Below are 18,230 nucleotides of genomic sequence, written 5' to 3' on the forward strand. Positions count from 1 at the left end.
TGATACCTCAGCTGAGGATATGGATGCCTATGTCACAACTCAGGACTGGCGTACCAGGAGCCCGCCGAGGAACAACACACCCTCAGCCACCACCCACGCCACCACGCCCGCGCCCATGAGCCGCCCGAACACCCGTACGTCGTGGCGCGCCACCGGCAGCAGCCAGGCGGCCGCCGTGCCGCCCGCGGCCAGCGCGGCGAACAGGCCGGACACCGCGGAGACCGTGGTCAGGCGCTCCGAGCAGGCCCGCTCGCCGGAGCAGAACGCCTCCAGGCCCCAGCCCGCGAACACCGACAGCCCCCAGAGCGCCGCGAGCAGGAAGCTCGCGATCGTGGGAATGATCGGCGAGAACCGAAGCTGAACCCGCGCCACCTCCTCGTCGTACCCGCCCCCCGGAACTCCCAACCGCGCCCGCCGTCGCCCGACAGCGCCCGGCGGCGGCGAGCGGCGGGCGGCGGCGGTCGGCGGCGGCGGGCGGCCAAATCCTTTTGAAGCGTTCGCCCGCCCCGATTAGACTGGCCGATTCGCTGCCTAGACCACCTCCGTCACCGACAAGGGAGGCGCTTTCGCATGCCCGCACACCAGCTGGCCCCCGACATACCCGCCGACGTCCTCGCCGCCGAGCAGCGGCACCTGGCCGAGTCCAGAGCGGCCCTGGCCGCCATGCGCGCCCACGCCCAGTCCCTCTCGGCCGACGCGGCCGGCGACTGGGTCTCGCAGCAGATCCTCCAGTCCCTCCTCGACCAGCGCGTCGCCGCCCTGGCCGACCATCCCGACACCCCGCTGTTCTTCGGCCGTCTCGACCGCGAGTCCGGCGACGACCTGCCCGGCACGATCCACGTCGGCCGCCGCCACGTCCACGACGGCCACAGCAGGCCGCTGGTGATCGACTGGCGGGCCCCGGTGTCGCGCGCCTTCTACCAGGCCAGCCCCACCGACCCGATGGGCGTCGTACGCCGCCGCCGCTTCGGCTACCACGGGGGCGCGCTGACCGCGTACGAGGACGAGCCCCTGGGCGAGGCGGACGTCGAGCTGGGCCCCTCGCGCATCCTCACCGAGGAGATCGAGCGCCCGCGCACCGGCCCGATGCGCGACATCGTGGCCACGATCCAGCCCGACCAGGACGAGATCGTCCGCGAGGCCCTGGCCCGCACGGTCTGCGTCCAGGGCGCCCCCGGCACCGGGAAGACGGCGGTGGGCCTGCACCGGGCCGCCTACCTGCTGTTCACCCACCGCGAGCGCCTGGCCAGGTCCGGCGTGATGATCGTGGGGCCCAACCGGGCGTTCCTGTCCTACATCTCCTCGGTCCTGCCCGCGCTGGGCGAGGTCAAGGTGGACCAGACGACGGTGGCCGGCCTGCTCGGCGAGCACGCGGCCCCTGAGGACCCGATGGTCGCCGCGGTCAAGGGTGACGCCCGGATGGCGGCGGTGCTGGAACGCGCGCTCTGGCTGCACATCGTGAAGCCGGAGGAGGGCGTGGTGTTCACCAAGGGCGCCTACCGCTACCGGGTGGCCGATCACGAGGTGCGCGAGATCGTCGCCTCCCTGCGCGGCACCACCCGCTACCTGCCCGGCCGGGCGGCGCTGGCGCAGCGGCTGGCGCACATGGTGCTGGTGCGGATGGAGCAGCGCGGCGAGTCGCCCGACGACCGGGTGCAGGACGCCGTGGCCCGGTCGAAGCCGGTCAAGCAGCTCGTGGACGCGGTCTGGCCGAAGCTGACGCCGGAGCAGGTGCTGCACCGGTTGCTGTCGGATCCGGAATTTCTCGCTAAAGCCGCTAAAGGCGACTTGTCGCCTGACGAGCAGGAAATGCTCCTCTGGCGGAAGCCGTACCGGAGCCACAAGTCGGCCAAGTGGTCGGCCGCCGACGCCGCGCTCCTCGACGAGCTGCGCGACCTCATGGAACGCACGCCGTCCCTCGGCCACCTGGTGATCGACGAGGCCCAGGACCTGTCGGAGATGCAGCTGCGCGCCCTCGGCCGCCGCTGCCGCAACGGCTCGGCCACCGTCCTCGGCGACCTGGCGCAGGGCACCACGCCCTGGTCCACCAGCTCCTGGGAGGCCGTCCTTGAGCACCTGGGCCAGAGCGAGGGCGCGGTCACCGAGCTGACGCTGGGCTTCCGCGTGCCGCGCGAGGTGCTCGACTTCGCCGCCCGCCTCCTGCCGTCCGTCGCGCCCGGGCTGGCCGCGCCGCGCTCCCTGCGCCCCGGCGCCGGCTCGCTGAGCGTGCGCTCCGGCGGCCCGATCGGCGGGCGGGTGGCCGAGGCCGCCGCCGAGGCCCTGGCCAGGGAGGGCTCGATCGGCGTCATCGTCCCCGACGCGCTGGTCGCCGAGGTCTCGCGGGCGCTGTCCGCCCACCCGCACGCCGTACTCGACCCCGACGTCGCCGAGGACGGCGAGCACCGCCTGCTCGTCGTCCCCGCCACCCTGGCCAAGGGCCTGGAGTACGACCACGTGATCGTCGTCGAGCCCGCCGACATCGTCGCCGCCGAGCCCCGCGGCCTGGCCCGCCTGTACGTGGTCCTGACCCGCGCGGTGACCTCGCTCACGGTCCTGCACGACAAGCCGCTGCCCGCCGAGCTGACGGGCTGAGCGGCACGGCGCGGGGGGAACCGGCGGCCTGACGGGGGCCCGGCCCGGCCGCTTCTAGGATGGCGGGCAGGAACGCTCTCTACCTAGGAGGATGCCGTGCCAGCACCGCTGCCACATGAACACCTGCCGTCGGTCCCCGCGCTCGTGGTCGAGAGCGACGACATCCAGGACGGCGAGCGGCTGAGCGACCTGCACGTCTTCAACGACTGGGGCATGACCGGCCAGAACGTCTCGCCCCAGCTCCGCTGGTCCGGCGCGCCCGCCGGCACCTTGAGCTACGCCGTCACCTGCTACGACCCCGACGCCCCCACGGGCAGCGGGTTCTGGCACTGGGTGCTGTTCGACCTGCCGGCCTCGGTGACCGAGCTGCCGAGGGGCGCGGGCACCGGCCCCGACTTCAAGGGGCTGCCCGAGGGCGCGGTGCACGCCCGCAACGACTACGGGCTCAAGGCGTTCGGCGGTGCCGCCCCGCCGCCCGGCGACCCGCACCGCTACGTCTTCACCGTCCACGCCCTGAGCGTCGACAAGCTGGGCGTGGACGGCGACGCCAGCCCGGCGGTGGTCGGCTTCAACATCACCGCCAACACCCTGGCCCGCGGCCACGTCATCCCGGTCTACAGCGTCTGAGCCCGGCTCGCGCGGGCCGGCGGGGGGCGTCCACCGGCCGGCTGGGGGCGTCCCCCGGCCGGCTCAGGGCGTCCAGTCGATGCTCCACCGCGTCTGGGGCGGCAGCTCGTCAGCGGCGGCCGCCTCCTCCAGCCAGTCCCGGTGCTCCAGCGCGTTCATCGGGGCCGGCTCGGCCTGCACCGAGACGGCCGGCCCGCCGCATCCCGTGGCCGGCGCCAGCAGGGCGCCGACCACCGGCAGCCCCAGGCCGCCGCCCGGCCCGCAGAGGCTCAGCTCCCGCGGAAGCTGGATGGCCGAGGTGATCCTGTCGTCGGCGCGGGCGGGAGCGCCCATCGCGAGCGCGGCGGCCAGCGAGACCAGGGCGACGCCGGAAAAGCGCGTGCTGCGGGAGAACATCCGCTACTCCTTTCGTGAAGCCTCGTGAGGCGTGTCCGCACACACGCTTCCTCACTCGGAGTGGCGAATCAATCGCGAAACGTCATGGCAGGTCAACGAAAACAAGAGCGGCCCGGAAAACCCGGGCCGCCCTTGTACTCGACGTCGCGAAAAGACCTAGAAGTCCATGTCGCCGCCACCGGGCATGCCGGCGGGGGCGGCGGGAGCCTTCTCGGGCTTCTCGGCGATGACGGCCTCGGTGGTGAGGAAGAGCGCCGCGATGGAGGCGGCGTTCTGCAGCGCGGAGCGCGTCACCTTGGCCGGGTCGATGATGCCCGACTCGAACATGTTGACGTACTCGCCGCTGGCGGCGTTGAGGCCCTCACCCGGCGTGAGGTTGCGGACCTTCTCCACCACGACGCCGCCCTCGAGACCGGCGTTGACCGCGATCTGCTTGAGCGGCTCCTCCAGAGCCTTGCGCACGATCGCGGCACCGGTGGCCTCGTCGCCCGCGAGCTCCAGCTTGTCGAACGCCTTGGCGCCGGCCTGCAGCAGCGCCACGCCACCGCCGGGGACGATGCCCTCCTCGACGGCCGCCTTCGCGTTGCGGACGGCGTCCTCGATGCGGTGCTTGCGCTCCTTCAGCTCGACCTCGGTGGCCGCGCCGGCCTTGATGACGGCGACGCCGCCGGCCAGCTTGGCGAGGCGCTCCTGGAGCTTCTCGCGGTCGTAGTCGGAGTCGGTGCGCTCGATCTCGGCGCGGATCTCGTTGACCCGGCCGGAGATCTGCTCGGCGTCACCGGCACCGTCGACGATCGTGGTCTCGTCCTTGGTGACGACGACCTTGCGCGCGCGGCCCAGCAGGTCGAGGGTGGCGTTCTCCAGCTTGAGACCGACCTCCTCGGCGACGACCTGGCCACCGGTGAGGATGGCGATGTCGTTGAGCATGGCCTTGCGGCGGTCGCCGAAGCCCGGGGCCTTGACGGCCACGGAGCGGAACAGGCCGCGGATCTTGTTGACCACCAGGGTGGCCAGGGCCTCGCCCTCGACGTCCTCGGCGATGATCAGCAGCGGCTTGCCGGACTGCACGACCTTGTCGAGCAGGGGCAGCAGGTCCTTGTTGGCCGAGACCTTGCTGTTGACGATCAGGATGTACGGGTCCTCGAGGACGGCCTCCATGCGGTCGGAGTCGGTGACGAAGTACATCGACACCATGCCCTTGTCGAACCGCATACCCTCGGTGAGCTCCAGCTCCAGGCCGAAGGTGTTGCTCTCCTCGACGGTGATGACGCCTTCCTTGCCGACCTTGTCCATCGCCTCGGCGATGAGCGAGCCGATCTCGGGGTCGGCGGCGGAGATGGAGGCGGTGGAGGCGATCTGCTCCTTGGTCTCCACGTCCTTGGCCAGCTTGGAGAGCTCCTCGCTGACGCGCTCGACGGCGGCCTCGATGCCCTTCTTCAGGGCCATCGGGTTGGCGCCGGCGGCGACGTTGCGCAGACCCTCGCGCACCAGCGCCTGGGCGAGCACGGTGGCGGTGGTGGTGCCGTCACCAGCGACGTCGTCGGTCTTCTTGGCGACTTCCTTGACCAGCTCGGCGCCGATCTTCTCCCAAGGGTCCTCGAGCTCGATCTCCTTGGCGATGGATACACCGTCGTTGGTGATCGTGGGGGCGCCCCACTTCTTCTCCAGCACGACGTTGCGGCCCTTGGGGCCCAAGGTCACCTTGACGGCGTCGGCGAGCTGGTTCATCCCGCGCTCGAGACCGCGCCGGGCGTCCTCGTCAAACGCGATCATCTTGGCTGCCATAAGGCTAGACCTCCCAGATGCAGGGTGGCGTGTCCTGGACCGAGCCGACGCCCGCGACGGCAAGGGCCTGCATCTCCGTTCGGCAGACCCCATCGTCTCGATCCCGAGTCATTGGCACTCTGCCACACAGAGTGCCAACGAACTGTTTAGCACTCTACCCTGCCGAGTGCAAGCGAACGACCCTCCGACGGAGTGGCCTCCCAGGTCAGCCGCCTGCTCCGGGACGGCGGGCCGCTCACCGGGTGGCCCGCCGTCGATCGACGAATACGAGGGTGGCGGGGTCGCACGGACTGCGCTGCCGCGCGAAGCCGCCGGTGCATACCAGTGACGTGAATCAGACCGCGCGGACAGACTCGGCCTGCGGTCCCTTCTGGCCCTGCGTGATCTCGAACTCGACCCGCTGGCCTTGTTCGAGAGAGCGGTACCCGTCCATCAGGATCGCTGAGTAATGGACGAATACATCCTTACCACCGTCTACCGCGATGAAGCCGTAGCCCTTGTCCGCGTTGAACCACTTGACGGTGCCCTGCGCCACTTCCGACTCCTCTTACTGGGGCTACAGATCTCGCCCATTCCACCGCGAGACCCGTAATCGCCTGACTTATAGCTAAATCAGTCAGACGATCGCCTCGACCATACCTGTGGCACGGGGTTTGGCAACAGTGTCAATCCACAAACAGCGCATTTGTTCGCAGGGAAGGTACTTCAAGGTTGAATAGCTCTGGAAAAGCAGAAGGCGCCCACTAGGGGCGCCTCCCGTCATGCCGTGGAGCACTCAGCCGCCGGCGACCGCCGGGATGATGGAGATCTGCGCGCCCTGTGGGGTGGGAGTGTCGAGACCTTCGACGAAACGGACGTCCTCTTCCCCAACGTAAACGTTGACGAAACGCCGAATCTTGCCCGATTCATCCAGAATTCTCGCGCCGATGCCCGGGTAGTCCGCGTCGAGCTTGGCGAGCACGTCACGAAGAGTCGCGCCGTCGCCACTCACTTCCGCGTTTCCGCCGGTGTACGTGCGCAGAATGGTGGGAATCCGCACAGTAACGCTCATGGTTATCTCGCCTTTCCTGGTTGTCAGACAGCCGCGCGGAACGCGTCGAGGGAGGGCTTGATCACGGCGGTGGGCCGCGACGACTCGCCGGCGACGGCGTCGAGCGTCTTCAGCCCGTCCCCGGTGTTCAGCACCACGGTCTCGGCCTCGGGGTCGAGCCGCCCCGCCTCGACGAGCTTCTTGAGCACGCCCACGGTCACCCCGCCCGCGGTCTCGGCGAAGATGCCCTCGGTCGAGGCCAGGAGCTTGATGGCGGCCACGATCTCGGGGTCGGTGACGTCCTCGACGGCCCCGCCGGTGCGCCGGGCGATGTCCAGCACGTACGGCCCGTCCGCCGGGTTGCCGATGGCCAGCGACTTGGCGATGGTGTCGGGCTTGACCGGCTGGACCACGTCGTGCCCGGCCTTGTAGGCCGCCGACACCGGCGAGCACCCGGCCGCCTGCGCCCCGAAGATCTTGTAGGGGGTCTCCTCGACCAGGCCGAGCGCGATCAGCTCCTTGAAGCCCTTGTCGATCTTCGTGAGCTGCGAGCCCGAGGCGATCGGGATGACGATCTGCTCCGGCAGCCGCCAGCCGAGCTGCTCGGCGATCTCGTACGCGAGCGTCTTGGAGCCCTCGGCGTAGTAGGGCCGCAGGTTGACGTTGACGAACCCCCACTTGTCGCCCAGGGGGTCGCCGATCAGCTCCGAGCAGAACCGGTTGACCTCGTCGTAGGTGCCGTCGATGCCGATCAGCTTGCCGCCGAACACCCGGGCCATCGCGATCTTGGCCTCTTCGAGGTCGGCCGGGATGAACACGCAGGCGTCGAGCCCGGCGCGGGCCGCCGCGGCGGTGACCGCGCCCGCGAGGTTGCCGGTGGAGGAGCACGACAGCGTGTGGAAGCCGAAGGTGCGCGCCGCCTCGACGGCGATGGCGACCACCCGGTCCTTGAAGGAGTGGGTGGGGTTGCCGGAGTCGTCCTTGACGTGCAGGGACCTGAGGCCGAGCGCCCGCCCGAGGTTGCCGGCCCTGACCAGCTTCGTCCAGCCCGGGTTCATGTTGGGCTTGGTGGCCACGTCGGCCGGGACGGGCAGCAGCGCCCGGTAGCGCCAGATGTTGGCCGGGCCCGCGGCGATGTCCTCGCGGGTCACCCGGCCGTATTCGTAGGCCGCCTCCAGCGGCCCGAAACACTCCAGGCACGCGAAGCTGGGCCCGAGCGGGTAGCGGGCGCCGCACTCGCGGCAGGACAGAGCGACGGCAGGACCAAAGTCGTGCGACATGAAGCGAGGCCTTCCCTCATCTTCGCCCGCGGCCACCTTGACCGCGAACCGGAATTGGCACCTTGTCCCGGTCGGCCTCGCCAGGTCGCGAGTCGAAAGCCGGGAGGGTTGCCGGGGCTTCGCAGGGCCGGTCCCTCCACCCCTCTGGATGAGCAATATGAAGTTGTTGAACTGGACTCTACCCAATCAACTGTCCGAAATTACCACCCGTCTCAACATGTGGGACAACCCGTCTCAGCGATAGTCGTCACCCAGCACCGCCTGGACGTACTTGCGGGCCTGGTGGATGCGCGACTTCGCGGTGCCCAGGGGGATGCCGAGCTGCTCGGCCACCTCGTTGTAGTCGAGCTGCACGATGTCGCGCAGCACCAGCGCCTGCGCCAGGTCGGGCTTGTCGGCCTCCAGCGCCTCCATCGCGTCGAGCAGGTCGAGCCGGGAGCCGGCGATCACGCTGACCCGCCGCACGTCGGGCTTCTGCATCGGCAGCTCCTCGGAGGTCTGCTCGGCGGCCCTGCGCTTCAGCGACCGGTAGGTGGTGCGCGCGCAGTTGGCCGTCACGATGTGCAGCCAGGTGCTGAACCTGGCGCGGCCCTCGAAGCGGCCGATGTTGCGGGCCACGGCCAGCAGGGTGTCCTGTGAGGCCTCCTCCGCGTCCTGGTGATAGGGCAGGATCCGGGAGCAGTGGCGCATCACGTCGGGCTCGATCCTGGCCAGCAGCTCGCCGAGCGCGCGATGATCTCCGGCTGCGGCGGATCGGGCGAGTTCCTCGGTTAGCTCATCAAGCGCCATAGCTGGGATCCTATGATCGAAGGGAGCTTCGATGAACAGCGTCCTGGTGGCCTCCAACAGAGGGCCGGTCTCCTTCACCGTCTCCGACGACGGCGTTCTCATCATGAGGCGCGGCGGGGGCGGCCTGGTGAGCGGGCTGTCCGGCGTGGCCAAGAAGGACGGCGTGCTGTGGGTCTGCGCCGCGCTGTCCGACGACGACCGCAGCGCCGTGCGCGCCTCCCCCGGCGGCCGGCTCGACCAGGGCGGCTACGACACGGGCCCGCTGCGCATGCTCGACATCCCCGCGGCCACCTTCCACCGCGCCTACAACGCCGTGGCCAACTCCACCCTGTGGTTCGTCAACCACCTGCTCTACGACATCCCCAACGCGCCCAACTTCGGCGGCCGCTTCGGCCGCGAATGGGACTCCTACCGCGACTACAACGGCGCCTTCGCGCTCGCCCTGGCCGAGGAGGCCGGGCACGGCGCGCGGGTGATGGTCCAGGACTACCACCTGACGCTGACTCCCGCCATGCTCCGGGCCGAGCGGCCCGACCTGCGCATCGCCCACTTCAGCCACACCCCCTGGGCGCCCCCCGAATACTTCTCCCTGCTGCCCGACGAGGTGGCCGGCGAGGTCCTGGAGGGCATCCTGGGCGCCGACCACGCCGGGTTCCTGGCCGGGAGGTGGGCGGCGGCGTTCATGGACTGCTGCGAGGCGCTGCTCGGCGCCGAGGTGGACCGCGCCGCCCGCAGCGTCACCTACGAGGGCCGCACCACCCGGATCGGCGTCCACAGCCTGGGGGTGGACGGCGCGGCGCTGTGGGAGCGGGCCCGCGAGCCCGACGTCGAGTCGCACATGGCGGCGATCAGGGAGCAGGTCGGCGACCGCAGCCTCATCGTCCGCATCGACCGCACCGAGCTGTCGAAGAACATCGTGCGCGGCCTGGCGGCCTACGGCGAGTTCCTGGCGGCCCATCCCGAGTGGCACGGCCGCGTGGTGCACCTGGCCTTCGCCTACCCCAGCCGGCACGACCTGCCCGAATACCGCGAGTACACCGCCTCGGTGCAGCGCTGCGCCCAGGAGATCGAGGACGAGTTCGCCACCGAGGACTGGGACCCGCTCATACTCAACGTCAACGACGACTACCCGCGCTCGCTGGCCGCCTACCGCATGGCCGACGTGCTGCTGGTCAACCCGATCCGCGACGGCATGAACCTGGTGGCCAAGGAGGGCCCGGTGCTGTCGCCGCGCTGCGCGCTGGTGCTCTCCAGGGAGGCGGGCGCCGCGGCCGAGCTGGGCCCGCACGCGCTCGTGGTCAACCCCTACGACATCAGCGGCACGGCCACCGCCCTGCACCGGGCGCTGGTCATGCCGGAGGACGAGCGGCGGACGCGGCGCGACAAGCTGCGCGCCGCGGCCACCGCCCTGCCACCCCAGAAGTGGCTCGCCGCCCAGCTCGACGCGCTAGCGTGACCAGTCGGCGTGGCGCTAGCGTGACCAGTCGGCGTGCTTGAGCGTGTCGGCCAGGCCGGGCGTGTTCCACTGGTCGACGACGAGGATCTTGCTCTTCGGCAGATACCACTCGCGCTGGGTGAAGTGGCCCTTGGTCGTGCCGCGGTCGTAGGTGACGCAGGTGGCCTTCCAGGCGTTGTAGGCGGCCTTGTGGCCGGGCCCGACCTGGCGCAGGCCGCGCGTGACCTTGGAGCCGATGGACTCGCCCCACTTGTCCTCGTACGGGCAGGGCTGCACGTCGCTCGCCGTGTAGAACGGGTTCTTGCCCGTGTAGGGGCCGAAGCCCTCCGCCCCGCGCTTGATGTACGACGGGCCGAGGATGTAGAAGGCGTCGCACTCCGGCGTGCCCCAGCCCTTCGGCTTGCCGCACTTACCGGTCACCACCTGCACGTTGTCGGCGCCGAAACGGTGGACGACCCACCGGATGGGGATGTAGAGGGTCAGGCCGGCCCGCAGCTTGAGCGCCTGGGCGGGCGCGGTGGCGGCCTGCGCGGGGAGGGCGGCGGTCAGGACGGTGGCCGCGGCGGCGGCCGCGACGGCGAGGGAACGCTTGAACATGCGCCCGACTCTAGGGATCGCGACTTGCAAACCACTCATCAACGGTTGAAAGCGGACGCAAGCTCGGCGAGCAGCGCCACCACCCCGTCCGGCCCGTCCACCACGATGTCGGCCTGCTCGGCCAGCGCGGTCACCTCCGCCGAGCCGCTGCACACGGTCGCGCCGGGCAGGCCGGAGGCCCGCACCGCGTCGAAGGCCGCGAGGTCTCCCAGGTCGTCGCCGACGAACAGCACCGACCGGGCGTCCCGCTCGGCCAGGAACATGCCGAGCGCGTGGCCCTTGTCCATGCCCGGCGGCCGCAGCTCCAGCACCAGGCGGCCCGGCTCGACCACCAGCCCGTGCTGCCCGGCGAGCCGGGCCAGCGGCTCGCGCAGCGCGGCCAGCGCGCCCTCGGGGTCGGCGCTGCGGCGGGTGTGCACCGCGACGGCCCGGCCCTTGTCCTCGACCGCGACGTCCTGGAGGCCGAGCGAGTCGAGCAGCAGCGGCAGCTCGGCCCGCACCCGGGGCACGCCGGGCGGCGGTGGCGGCGCGGAGATCCGGCCGTTCTCCCAGCGCTCGAAACCGTAGTGGCCCAGGATGACCAGCCCGGGCACGTCGGCCAGCCCCGGCCCCAGCTCCAGCGCGGTGGCCGGCGGCCGTCCCGTCACGATGGCCACGGCCAGGACGTGCGCGCCGAGCTCGGCCAGGACGGCGGGAGCCTCGGGATGGATCGCGGCGGCGGCCGGATCGGGCACGATGGGCGCCAGGGTTCCGTCGAAGTCGAGCCCGATCACGGCCCCCGCGGGGTCCTTCAAGATTGCTTCAATTCCAGGGATGTTCGCCACGCGGCTGCCTTACCCAGCCGATCAGGGGCGCATGCCGAACCGTCTGGCCGCCCGGTCACGCTGGCGGGTGGCGCGCAACCGGCGCAGCCGCTTGACCAGCATGGGATCGTGCTCCAGCGCCTCCGGCCTGTCGATCAACTCACCGAGCACCTGGTAGTAGCGCGTGGCGGAGAACCCGAAGGTCTCCTTGATGGCCTGCTCCTTCGCGCCCGCGTAGCGCCACCACTGGCGCTCGAAGGCGAGGAGCTCGATGTCGCGTTCCGTGAGTGGCTGTCGGGGTGGCTCTTGGGCAGCGCTGTCACCGTTGAGCGGTGCTCCCATGGTGTCCTCCTCTTGGGGGCGTGGGCGCTCTCGTCGCACGCACGCGGCCCGTGGCCCATCGTAATGGGCGAAGTGCGGCTGTTCATGGCGGATCGGGGGACGTACAGTCACGAAGTGTGACCTCCGTCATCACGCTCCTCACCGACTACGGACTCGAAGACGGCTACGTGGCCGCCTGCCACGGGGTGATCGCCGGGATCGCCCCGCAGGCCCGCGTGATCGACGTGTGTCACCTGGTCCCGCCGGGGGACGTGCGGCGCGGCGCGGCGATCCTCGCCCAGACCGTCCCGTACCTGCCGCGCGGCGTCCACGTCGGCGCGGTGGACCCCGGCACCGGGGGCGGCCGGCGCGCGGTGGCCGTGGAGGCGGGCGGCCGGGTGTTCGTCGGCCCGGACAACGGGCTGCTGTCGTGGGCGGTGCGCGCCAGCGGCGGGGCCCGGTCGGCGTACGAGATCCGCAACGAGGCCCACTTCCTGCACCCGGTGTCGCCCACCTTCCCGGGTCGTGACGTGTTCGCGCCGGTCGCGGGGCGGCTCTGGGGCGGCCTGGACCCGGCCGAGCTGGGCCCCGCCGTGCCGCTGGACCGGCTGGTGACGCTGCCGGAGCCGACCTCGCAGCTACGCGACGGCTCGGTGGAGGGCGAGGTGGTCTCGGTGGACCGCTACGGCAACACGCAGTTGTCGATCGCGGCCGGCGACCTGCGGGCGCTCGGCGTCGAGGTCGGCGACACGCTGGGGGTGTGGCTCGGGCGGCGGCGGCTCTCGCTGCCCTACCGCGAGACGTACGCGGCGGTGCCGCCGGGCGAGCTGGTGGCCTTCGCGGACTCGGCCGGGCTGGTGGCGATCGCGGTCAACAGCGGCGACGCGGCGCAGCGGCTGGGGCTGCCCCCGGGTGCGCATGTCCGACTTTCGCCCACGCATTAGCATCAAAGCCACAAATCAGAATCACTCCACGTATCGGACTGTTTACCGAAGCGTCGGATCGAACCGGTGGCCGCGTGTCAGAATGCCGGTCAAGTCGAGCGTCCCTCCTTCCCCGCTCGAGACCCGCCGTGTACCACCTCTCCGCTGTGCTGCTCCTCGCCCTCGTGGCCGCGCTCTGGCCGGCGCCCCAGCCCTCCGTGTCAGAGCGCTGGCACACCTGGCCGGTCGAGCGGGTCTTCCCCGCCGCGATCGCGGGGGTCAGCCCGTCCGGGGCGCGGGTCACGTACGTGCTGCTCGGCATCGCCCCCGAGACGTCCTGCCCGGCCGCCTTCCACCGCGGCGCGGTGGCCGCCGCCTGCCGCACCGCGCTGCGCGCCACCTACACCGACAGCACCCGCACCTACGTCGCCACCGCCGGGATCGCCGTGCTCGACCGGCCCGCCACGAGCGCCGTCAGGAGCACCGCCATGAGCAGCGTGCCGCGGCCGCCCACCGTGCGCCCCGTGGCCTTCCCCGGCGGGGCGGCCGCGCGGTTCGGGCGGCGGCAGTACGTCACCGGGGTGCTGCTCGGCTCCCGCGAGCCCTACCTGGTGGGGGTGGCCGCCGGGTACGCCGACGGCCGCCCGTACCGGCGGGGCGAGGTGGCCGAGCCCCGGCTGCGCGAGATCGCGCTCCAGCTCGCGGCCACCCTGCGGGGGGCGCTCACCCGATGAGCCGCCTCTTCGCCGCCCTCCTGGCCGCCGCCTGCGTGCTCGTGCTCGTGCTCGTGCTCCCGGCCCGCGGCGCCGCCGACGACGTCGGCGCGTCCGCCCGCGCCGGGCAGTGGCAGCTCGGCGCGCTGCGGCTGCCCGAGGCGTGGCGGCACAGCAGGGGCGAGGGCGTGCTGGTCGCCGTGCTCGACACCGGCGTCAACGCCCGCCACCCCGACCTGGCGGGCGCCGTCGTCCAGGGCCCCGACCTGACCGGCGCCGCGCCGGGCTCCGGGCAGTGGGGCCACCACGGCACCGCGATGGCCGGCCTGATCGCCGGGCGCGGGCACGGCCCCGGCCGCCTGTACGGCGTCATCGGCGTCGCCCCCGCCGCCAGGATCCTGTCCATCAGGGTCACCCTGGAGAGCGGCGACCCGCTGCGCGCCCGGCAGCCCCCCGACGGGCGCGACTCCCTCGCCCGGGGCATCCGGTACGCCGCCGACCACGGCGCCGGCGTCATCAGCATGTCGCTGGGCGGCGGCAGCGGGGCGTGGGAGGGCTCGGCGGCCGAGGAGGAGGCCGTCCAGTACGCGCTCGGCAGGGGCGCGGTGCTGGTGGCCTCCTCGGGCAACGACGGCGACACCGTCAACCGCAAGAACTTCCCCGCCGCCTACCCCGGGGTGATCGCCGTGGGCGCGGTGGACCGGCGGTTCCGGGTGGCCCGCTTCTCCAACCGGCAGGACTACCTGTCGGTCGTCGCGCCCGGCACGGAGATCGTCACCGCCGACGGGGCCCGCTCGTACGTGGTGGGCGACGGCACCAGCTCGGCCGCGGCCCTGGTGGCGGGCATCGTGGCCCTGGTCAGGTCGGCCTTCCCCGGCCTTTCGCCGCACGACGTGCGCACGGCCGTCGAGCGGGGCACCAGGAGGCGTCCCCCGGGCGGCTACGACCGCTCCTACGGGCACGGGGTGGCCGACGCCCCGCTGGCGCTGCGCGTGGCCGCCCGGCTCGGCGCGCCCGCCGCCCCGCCCGCCCGGCCGGGCCCGTACTTCGGGCCGGGGCCCGGCGCGCCCGCTCCCGCCGGCCGGACGGCGGTGGTCGCGGGCATGGTGGGGCTGCTGGTGTTCCTGTCGGTGCGGATGGTGGTGGCGCACTGGCGGCGGAAGGGGCGCGGCGGGGATTCACCCTAGCAAGCGCTTGTGCGATACTCCGGCCATGGCGTACGCGATCGAGGGCTGGTTCGCCGTGGAGGGCGACGGGGCCGTGCTGCTCGGCACCCGGTGCGCGGGGTGCGGCACCGTCTGCTTCCCGCCCCGGCCCGGGTCCTGTCCCAACCCCTGGTGCGCGGGCGGCGGCACGGAGGCCGTCCGGCTGCCCCGGCGGGGGCGCGTCTGGTCGTACACGAACGCCGCGTACCCGCCGCCCGCGCCCTACGTGGCGGCGCGGCCGTACGTGCCGGTCACGCTGGCGGCCGTGGAGCTCGACGGGCCGCGCGCGGAGGGCGGCGGCATCGTGGTGCTCGGCCAGGTCGCCGGCCTGACCGTGGACGAGCTGGAGGTCGGCATGGAGCTGGAGCTCACCGCGGGGCCGCTCGCCGACGGGCCGCTGGTGTGGATGTGGAGGCGGGCCTCGTGAGCGGCGACGTCGTGGTGCTGGGCACCGGCATGCACCCCTGGGGCAAGCAGGGCCGCCCCTTCCTGGAGTACGGCCTCGCCGCCGCCCGCGCGGCGCTCCAGGACGCCGGCCTCACCTGGCCCGACGTCCAGTACCTCGTCGGCGCCGACACCATCAGGAACGGCTACCCGGGCTTCGTCGCCGGCGCCTCCTACGCCAGGGCGCTCGGCTGGACCGGCGCCAGGATCGCCTCCTGCTACGCCGCCTGCGCCTCCGGCGCCCAGGCCGTGGACCTCGCCCGCACCAGGATCCTGGCGGGGCTGTGCGACGTCGCCCTGGTCGTCGGGGCCGACTCGGCTCCGAAGGGCTTCTTCAAGCCGGTGGGCGGCGAGCGCCCCGACGACCCCGACTGGCTGCGCTTCCGCCTGCTCGGCGCCACCAACCCGGCCTACTTCGGCCTGTACGCGCGCCGCCGCATGGCCCTGCACGGCTCGACCCCGTACGACTTCGCCGCCGTCAAGGTCAAGAACGCCCGCGCCGGCGCGCTCAACCCGATGGCCCGCTACCGCGGGGCCGTCACCACGGAGGAGGTGCTGGCCTCGCCGGTGGTGGCCGACCCGCTGCGCCTGATGGACATCTGCGCCACCTCCGACGGCGGCGCGGCCGTGGTGCTGGCCTCGCGCTCGTACGCCCGCCGCCACGCCCCCGCCGGGGACCTGGTGCGCCTGGCCGCCGTCTCGACCGTCACCCCCACCTTCCCCGGCACGCTCCTGGAGCTGCCCGACTTCGCCACCGACTCCTGCGCCGCCGTCCCGCCGCCCGAGCGGCCCTTCCGCGCGGCCGTCGCGCACGCCGCCTACGAGGAGGCCGGGCTCGGCCCGGCGGAGCTGTCCCTGGCCGAGGTCTACGACCTGTCCACGGCGATGGAGCTGGACTGGGTGGAGGACATCGGCCTGTGCCCGCCCGGCGAGGCCGGCAAGCTGCTGCGCGACGGCGTCACCGCGCTGGGCGGCCGCGTCCCGGTCAACCCCTCGGGGGGCCTGGCCTCGTTCGGCGAGGCGATCCCCGCCCAGGCCATCGCCCAGCTCTGCGAGCTGGCCGACCAGTTGCGCGGCCGGGCGGGCCCCCGCCAGGTCCCGGGGGCCAAGGCCGGGCTGGCGGCCAACCAGGGGCTCTTCGGCCACGGCAGCGCGATCGTCGTCACCCGATGAGAAAGGCCCCCCGGACGACTCCGGAGGGCCCTTTCCACGATCCGATCAGCCGACGTGCACCACGTCGTGCGTCTCCGCGAAGTGGCAGGCGCTCTCGTGGGTGGTCCCCGGCCGGATCTGCAGCAGCGGCTCCTCCTCGGCGCAGATCTCCTGCGCCTTCCAGCACCGCGTACGGAACCGGCACCCCGACGGCGGGTTGGCCGGCGAGGGCGGGTCGCCCTGAAGGATGATCCGCTCCCGCTGCTCGCGCCCCTCCGGGTCCGGCACCGGCACGGCCGACAGCAGCGCCTGCGTGTACGGGTGCGCGGGCCGGTCGTAGATCTCGACGTCCTTGCCGAGCTCCACGAACTTGCCCAGGTACATCACCCCGACCCGGTCGGAGATGTGCCGCACCACGGACAGGTCGTGCGCGATGAAGATGTAGGCCAGCCCGAACTCGTTCTGCAGCCGCTCCAGCAGGTTGATCACCTGCGCCTGGATCGACACGTCGAGCGCGGACACCGGCTCGTCGCACACGATGATCTCGGGCTGGAGCGCCAGCCCGCGGGCGATGCCGATGCGCTGCCGCTGGCCGCCGGAGAACTGGTGCGGGTAGCGGTTGATGTGGTCGGGGTTGAGGCCGACCACGTCCAGCAGCTCCTGCACCTTCTTGCGCCGGTCGCCCTTGGGCGCCACCTCGGTGTGGATCTCGTACGGCTCCCCGATGATGTCGCCCACGGTCATCCGGGGGTTCAGCGAGGTGTACGGGTCCTGCATGACCATCTGGATGTTGCGCCGCATGCGCTTGAGGTCGGCGCCCTTGGCCCGGCCGATGTCCTGGCCGTTGATCACCACCGAGCCGGACGTCGGCCGCTCCAGCGCCATCAGCACCTTGGCCAGCGTGGACTTGCCGCAGCCCGACTCGCCCACGATGCCCAGCGTCTCGCCCTTGTGCAGGTCGAACGAGACGCCGTCCACGGCCTTGATCGCGCCGATCTGCCGCTTCAAGAGGATGCCCTGGGTCAGCGGGAAGTGCTTGACCAGGTCGCGCACTTCCAGGATCTTGTCACCGATCGCCATCGAGGACCTCCCTCCAGTAGTGGCAGGCGCTGCCGCGCGTGCCGCTGATCTGATACAGCGGGGGGACGTCGGTCACGCAGTTGCCCTGCCGGTAGGGGCACCGGGGGTTGAACGCGCAGCCGGTCGGCAGTTCGAGCAGGTTGGGCGGCAGGCCCTTGATCGCGTACAGGTCCTGGCCCTTGAGATCGACCCTGGGGATCGAGTCCAGCAGGCCCTTGGTGTACGGGTGGGCGGGCGCCCGGTAGATGTCGTGGACGGGGGCGTTCTCGACGATGCGCCCGGCGTACATGACGGCGATCTTGTCGGCCACGTCCGCCACGACGCCCAGGTCGTGGGTGATCAGGATGAGGCCCATCTGGCTCTCGCGCTGCAGCTCGGCCAGCAGCTCCATGATCTGCGCCTGGACGGTCACGTCGAGCGCCGTGGTCGGCTCGTCGGCGATGAGCACCTCGGGGTCGAGCGCGATCGACATCGCGATCATGATGCGCTGCCGCATGCCGCCGGAGAACTGGTGCGGGTAGTCGTTGACGCGCTGCCTGGCCGCCGGGATGCGGACGCGGTCCATCAGCTCGACGGCCTTCTTCATGGCCTCGCCCTTGGACATGCCCCGGTGCACCCGGAACATCTCGCTGATCTGCCAGCCCACGGTGAAGACCGGGTTGAGCGCGGAGAGCGCGTCCTGGAAGATCATGGCGATGCGCTGGCCGCGCACCTGGGTGCGGGCCTCCTCCGACAGCTTGAGCACGTCGGTGCCCTTGAAGCGGATCTCCCCCTTGGGGATGTGCGCGGGCGGCATGTCCAGGATGCCCATGATCGCCTGCGCGGTCACCGACTTGCCCGAGCCCGACTCGCCCAGCACCGCCAGCGTCTCACCGGGGTTGACCGTGTAGCTCACGCCGTTGACGGCGCGTACGACCCCCGCCCTGGTGTGGAACTCCACGTGCAGGTTGTCCACCGCGAGCAGCGGTTCGTTGCCGAGTCCTCCCTCGACCGGCAACACGTCCGCTGACGTCGTCTTACTCACTGTTCGCTCCCCC

Annotated in this window: 20 protein-coding genes and 1 riboswitch; of the genes, 8 read left to right on the forward strand and 12 right to left on the reverse strand. The window is 71.9% G+C overall.

What is annotated here, in order from left to right; all coding sequences use genetic code 11:
• Positions 1-39: 39 nt before the first annotated feature.
• Entirely contained in the window at positions 40-372 is a 333-nt protein-coding gene (locus tag AB0H75_RS35845) for a hypothetical protein (RefSeq protein ID WP_367804089.1), read from the reverse strand.
• 198 nt (positions 373-570) lie between these two features.
• On the opposite strand from AB0H75_RS35845, the gene AB0H75_RS35850 reads away from it, so the two are divergent.
• Positions 571-2,592 (forward strand): AAA family ATPase, encoded by a 2,022-nt coding sequence (locus tag AB0H75_RS35850; RefSeq protein ID WP_367804090.1) that lies wholly within the window; start codon positions 571-573, stop codon positions 2,590-2,592.
• A 96-nt stretch (positions 2,593-2,688) separates the two neighbouring features.
• Positions 2,689-3,219 (forward strand): YbhB/YbcL family Raf kinase inhibitor-like protein, encoded by a 531-nt coding sequence (locus tag AB0H75_RS35855; RefSeq protein ID WP_367804092.1) that lies wholly within the window; start codon positions 2,689-2,691, stop codon positions 3,217-3,219.
• 63 nt (positions 3,220-3,282) lie between these two features.
• Here the strand turns inward: AB0H75_RS35855 and AB0H75_RS35860 are convergent, their stop codons facing one another.
• From AB0H75_RS35860 to AB0H75_RS35885, 6 genes are all read right to left on the reverse strand, one after another.
• Positions 3,283-3,615, reverse strand: coding sequence for a hypothetical protein (locus tag AB0H75_RS35860; protein ID WP_367804093.1), 333 nt, complete (start codon positions 3,613-3,615; stop codon positions 3,283-3,285).
• 156 nt (positions 3,616-3,771) lie between these two features.
• Positions 3,772-5,400 carry a chaperonin GroEL gene (groL, locus tag AB0H75_RS35865; RefSeq protein WP_367804094.1) on the reverse strand — a complete coding sequence of 543 codons (1,629 nt, stop codon included), beginning with the start codon at positions 5,398-5,400 and terminating at the stop codon, positions 3,772-3,774.
• Between the two features lie 334 nt (positions 5,401-5,734).
• Positions 5,735-5,935, reverse strand: coding sequence for a cold-shock protein (locus tag AB0H75_RS35870; protein WP_020546479.1), 201 nt, complete (start codon positions 5,933-5,935; stop codon positions 5,735-5,737).
• A 240-nt stretch (positions 5,936-6,175) separates the two neighbouring features.
• Positions 6,176-6,451 carry a MoaD/ThiS family protein gene (locus AB0H75_RS35875; RefSeq protein ID WP_367804095.1) on the reverse strand — a complete coding sequence of 92 codons (276 nt, stop codon included), beginning with the start codon at positions 6,449-6,451 and terminating at the stop codon, positions 6,176-6,178.
• A 23-nt stretch (positions 6,452-6,474) separates the two neighbouring features.
• Entirely contained in the window at positions 6,475-7,710 is a 1,236-nt protein-coding gene (thrC, locus tag AB0H75_RS35880) for a threonine synthase (RefSeq protein ID WP_367804096.1), read from the reverse strand.
• Between the two features lie 13 nt (positions 7,711-7,723).
• Positions 7,724-7,865, reverse strand: a riboswitch (SAM riboswitch).
• Between the two features lie 79 nt (positions 7,866-7,944).
• The gene (locus AB0H75_RS35885; protein ID WP_367804097.1) at positions 7,945-8,499 is read right to left on the reverse strand and encodes an RNA polymerase sigma factor; all 555 of its coding nucleotides are present in this window, start codon (positions 8,497-8,499) and stop codon (positions 7,945-7,947) included.
• Positions 8,500-8,530: 31 nt separating this feature from the next.
• Between AB0H75_RS35885 and AB0H75_RS35890 the strand changes: the two genes are divergently transcribed.
• Positions 8,531-9,955 carry a trehalose-6-phosphate synthase gene (locus AB0H75_RS35890; RefSeq protein ID WP_367804099.1) on the forward strand — a complete coding sequence of 475 codons (1,425 nt, stop codon included), beginning with the start codon at positions 8,531-8,533 and terminating at the stop codon, positions 9,953-9,955.
• A 15-nt stretch (positions 9,956-9,970) separates the two neighbouring features.
• Here the strand turns inward: AB0H75_RS35890 and AB0H75_RS35895 are convergent, their stop codons facing one another.
• The 3 genes from AB0H75_RS35895 to AB0H75_RS35905 are packed head-to-tail and all read right to left on the reverse strand — an operon-like array spanning position 9,971 to position 11,697.
• Complete coding sequence (locus AB0H75_RS35895) at positions 9,971-10,552, reverse strand: hypothetical protein (protein WP_367804100.1); 582 nt, start codon at positions 10,550-10,552, stop codon at positions 9,971-9,973.
• A 38-nt stretch (positions 10,553-10,590) separates the two neighbouring features.
• Positions 10,591-11,346 carry a trehalose-phosphatase gene (gene otsB, locus AB0H75_RS35900; protein WP_367804101.1) on the reverse strand — a complete coding sequence of 252 codons (756 nt, stop codon included), beginning with the start codon at positions 11,344-11,346 and terminating at the stop codon, positions 10,591-10,593.
• Between the two features lie 51 nt (positions 11,347-11,397).
• The gene (locus AB0H75_RS35905) at positions 11,398-11,697 is read right to left on the reverse strand and encodes a DUF3263 domain-containing protein (protein ID WP_367804102.1); all 300 of its coding nucleotides are present in this window, start codon (positions 11,695-11,697) and stop codon (positions 11,398-11,400) included.
• A 116-nt stretch (positions 11,698-11,813) separates the two neighbouring features.
• Here AB0H75_RS35905 and AB0H75_RS35910 point away from each other — a divergent pair, with 116 nt between their 5' ends.
• From AB0H75_RS35910 to AB0H75_RS35930, 5 genes are all read left to right on the forward strand, one after another.
• Positions 11,814-12,620, forward strand: coding sequence for an S-adenosyl-l-methionine hydroxide adenosyltransferase family protein (locus tag AB0H75_RS35910; RefSeq protein WP_367804103.1), 807 nt, complete (start codon positions 11,814-11,816; stop codon positions 12,618-12,620).
• A 146-nt stretch (positions 12,621-12,766) separates the two neighbouring features.
• Positions 12,767-13,333: a hypothetical protein gene (locus AB0H75_RS35915; protein WP_367804104.1), complete on the forward strand. Its 567-nt coding sequence runs from the start codon at positions 12,767-12,769 to the stop codon at positions 13,331-13,333.
• Positions 13,330-14,499, forward strand: coding sequence for a S8 family serine peptidase (locus AB0H75_RS35920; protein WP_367804105.1), 1,170 nt, complete (start codon positions 13,330-13,332; stop codon positions 14,497-14,499). Before AB0H75_RS35915 ends, AB0H75_RS35920 begins: the two co-directional genes overlap by 4 nt.
• 25 nt (positions 14,500-14,524) lie before the next feature.
• The gene (locus AB0H75_RS35925; RefSeq protein ID WP_367804106.1) at positions 14,525-14,944 is read left to right on the forward strand and encodes a Zn-ribbon domain-containing OB-fold protein; all 420 of its coding nucleotides are present in this window, start codon (positions 14,525-14,527) and stop codon (positions 14,942-14,944) included.
• Positions 14,941-16,134: a lipid-transfer protein gene (locus AB0H75_RS35930; protein WP_367804107.1), complete on the forward strand. Its 1,194-nt coding sequence runs from the start codon at positions 14,941-14,943 to the stop codon at positions 16,132-16,134. The genes AB0H75_RS35925 and AB0H75_RS35930 overlap by 4 nt, the downstream gene beginning before the upstream one ends.
• Positions 16,135-16,179: 45 nt before the next feature.
• Here the strand turns inward: AB0H75_RS35930 and AB0H75_RS35935 are convergent, their stop codons facing one another.
• On the reverse strand, positions 16,180-17,193 hold the full coding sequence (locus AB0H75_RS35935) for an ABC transporter ATP-binding protein (protein ID WP_367804108.1): 1,014 nt from the start codon (positions 17,191-17,193) through the stop codon (positions 16,180-16,182).
• The gene (locus AB0H75_RS35940; protein WP_367804109.1) at positions 17,180-18,217 is read right to left on the reverse strand and encodes an ABC transporter ATP-binding protein; all 1,038 of its coding nucleotides are present in this window, start codon (positions 18,215-18,217) and stop codon (positions 17,180-17,182) included. Before AB0H75_RS35940 ends, AB0H75_RS35935 begins: the two co-directional genes overlap by 14 nt.
• Positions 18,218-18,230 lie beyond the last annotated feature (13 nt).

Origin of the sequence: Nonomuraea sp. NPDC050783, assembly GCF_040802095.1 — a bacterium.
Classification (GTDB): Bacteria; Actinomycetota; Actinomycetes; order Streptosporangiales; family Streptosporangiaceae; genus Nonomuraea.

Excerpts from the sequence above, each read along its gene's own strand:
- AB0H75_RS35850 (WP_367804090.1), top strand. The coding sequence starts at position 571 with ATGCCCGCACACCAGCTGGCCCCCGACATACCCGCCGACGTCCTCGCC.
- AB0H75_RS35860 (WP_367804093.1), bottom strand. The coding sequence starts at position 3,615 with ATGTTCTCCCGCAGCACGCGCTTTTCCGGCGTCGCCCTGGTCTCGCTG.
- groL (WP_367804094.1), bottom strand. The coding sequence starts at position 5,400 with ATGGCAGCCAAGATGATCGCGTTTGACGAGGACGCCCGGCGCGGTCTC.
- AB0H75_RS35875 (WP_367804095.1), bottom strand. The coding sequence starts at position 6,451 with ATGAGCGTTACTGTGCGGATTCCCACCATTCTGCGCACGTACACCGGC.
- thrC (WP_367804096.1), bottom strand. The coding sequence starts at position 7,710 with ATGTCGCACGACTTTGGTCCTGCCGTCGCTCTGTCCTGCCGCGAGTGC.
- AB0H75_RS35885 (WP_367804097.1), bottom strand. The coding sequence starts at position 8,499 with ATGGCGCTTGATGAGCTAACCGAGGAACTCGCCCGATCCGCCGCAGCC.
- AB0H75_RS35890 (WP_367804099.1), top strand. The coding sequence starts at position 8,531 with ATGAACAGCGTCCTGGTGGCCTCCAACAGAGGGCCGGTCTCCTTCACC.
- AB0H75_RS35895 (WP_367804100.1), bottom strand. The coding sequence starts at position 10,552 with ATGTTCAAGCGTTCCCTCGCCGTCGCGGCCGCCGCCGCGGCCACCGTC.
- AB0H75_RS35905 (WP_367804102.1), bottom strand. The coding sequence starts at position 11,697 with ATGGGAGCACCGCTCAACGGTGACAGCGCTGCCCAAGAGCCACCCCGA.
- AB0H75_RS35920 (WP_367804105.1), top strand. The coding sequence starts at position 13,330 with ATGAGCCGCCTCTTCGCCGCCCTCCTGGCCGCCGCCTGCGTGCTCGTG.
- AB0H75_RS35925 (WP_367804106.1), top strand. The coding sequence starts at position 14,525 with ATGGCGTACGCGATCGAGGGCTGGTTCGCCGTGGAGGGCGACGGGGCC.
- AB0H75_RS35935 (WP_367804108.1), bottom strand. The coding sequence starts at position 17,193 with ATGGCGATCGGTGACAAGATCCTGGAAGTGCGCGACCTGGTCAAGCAC.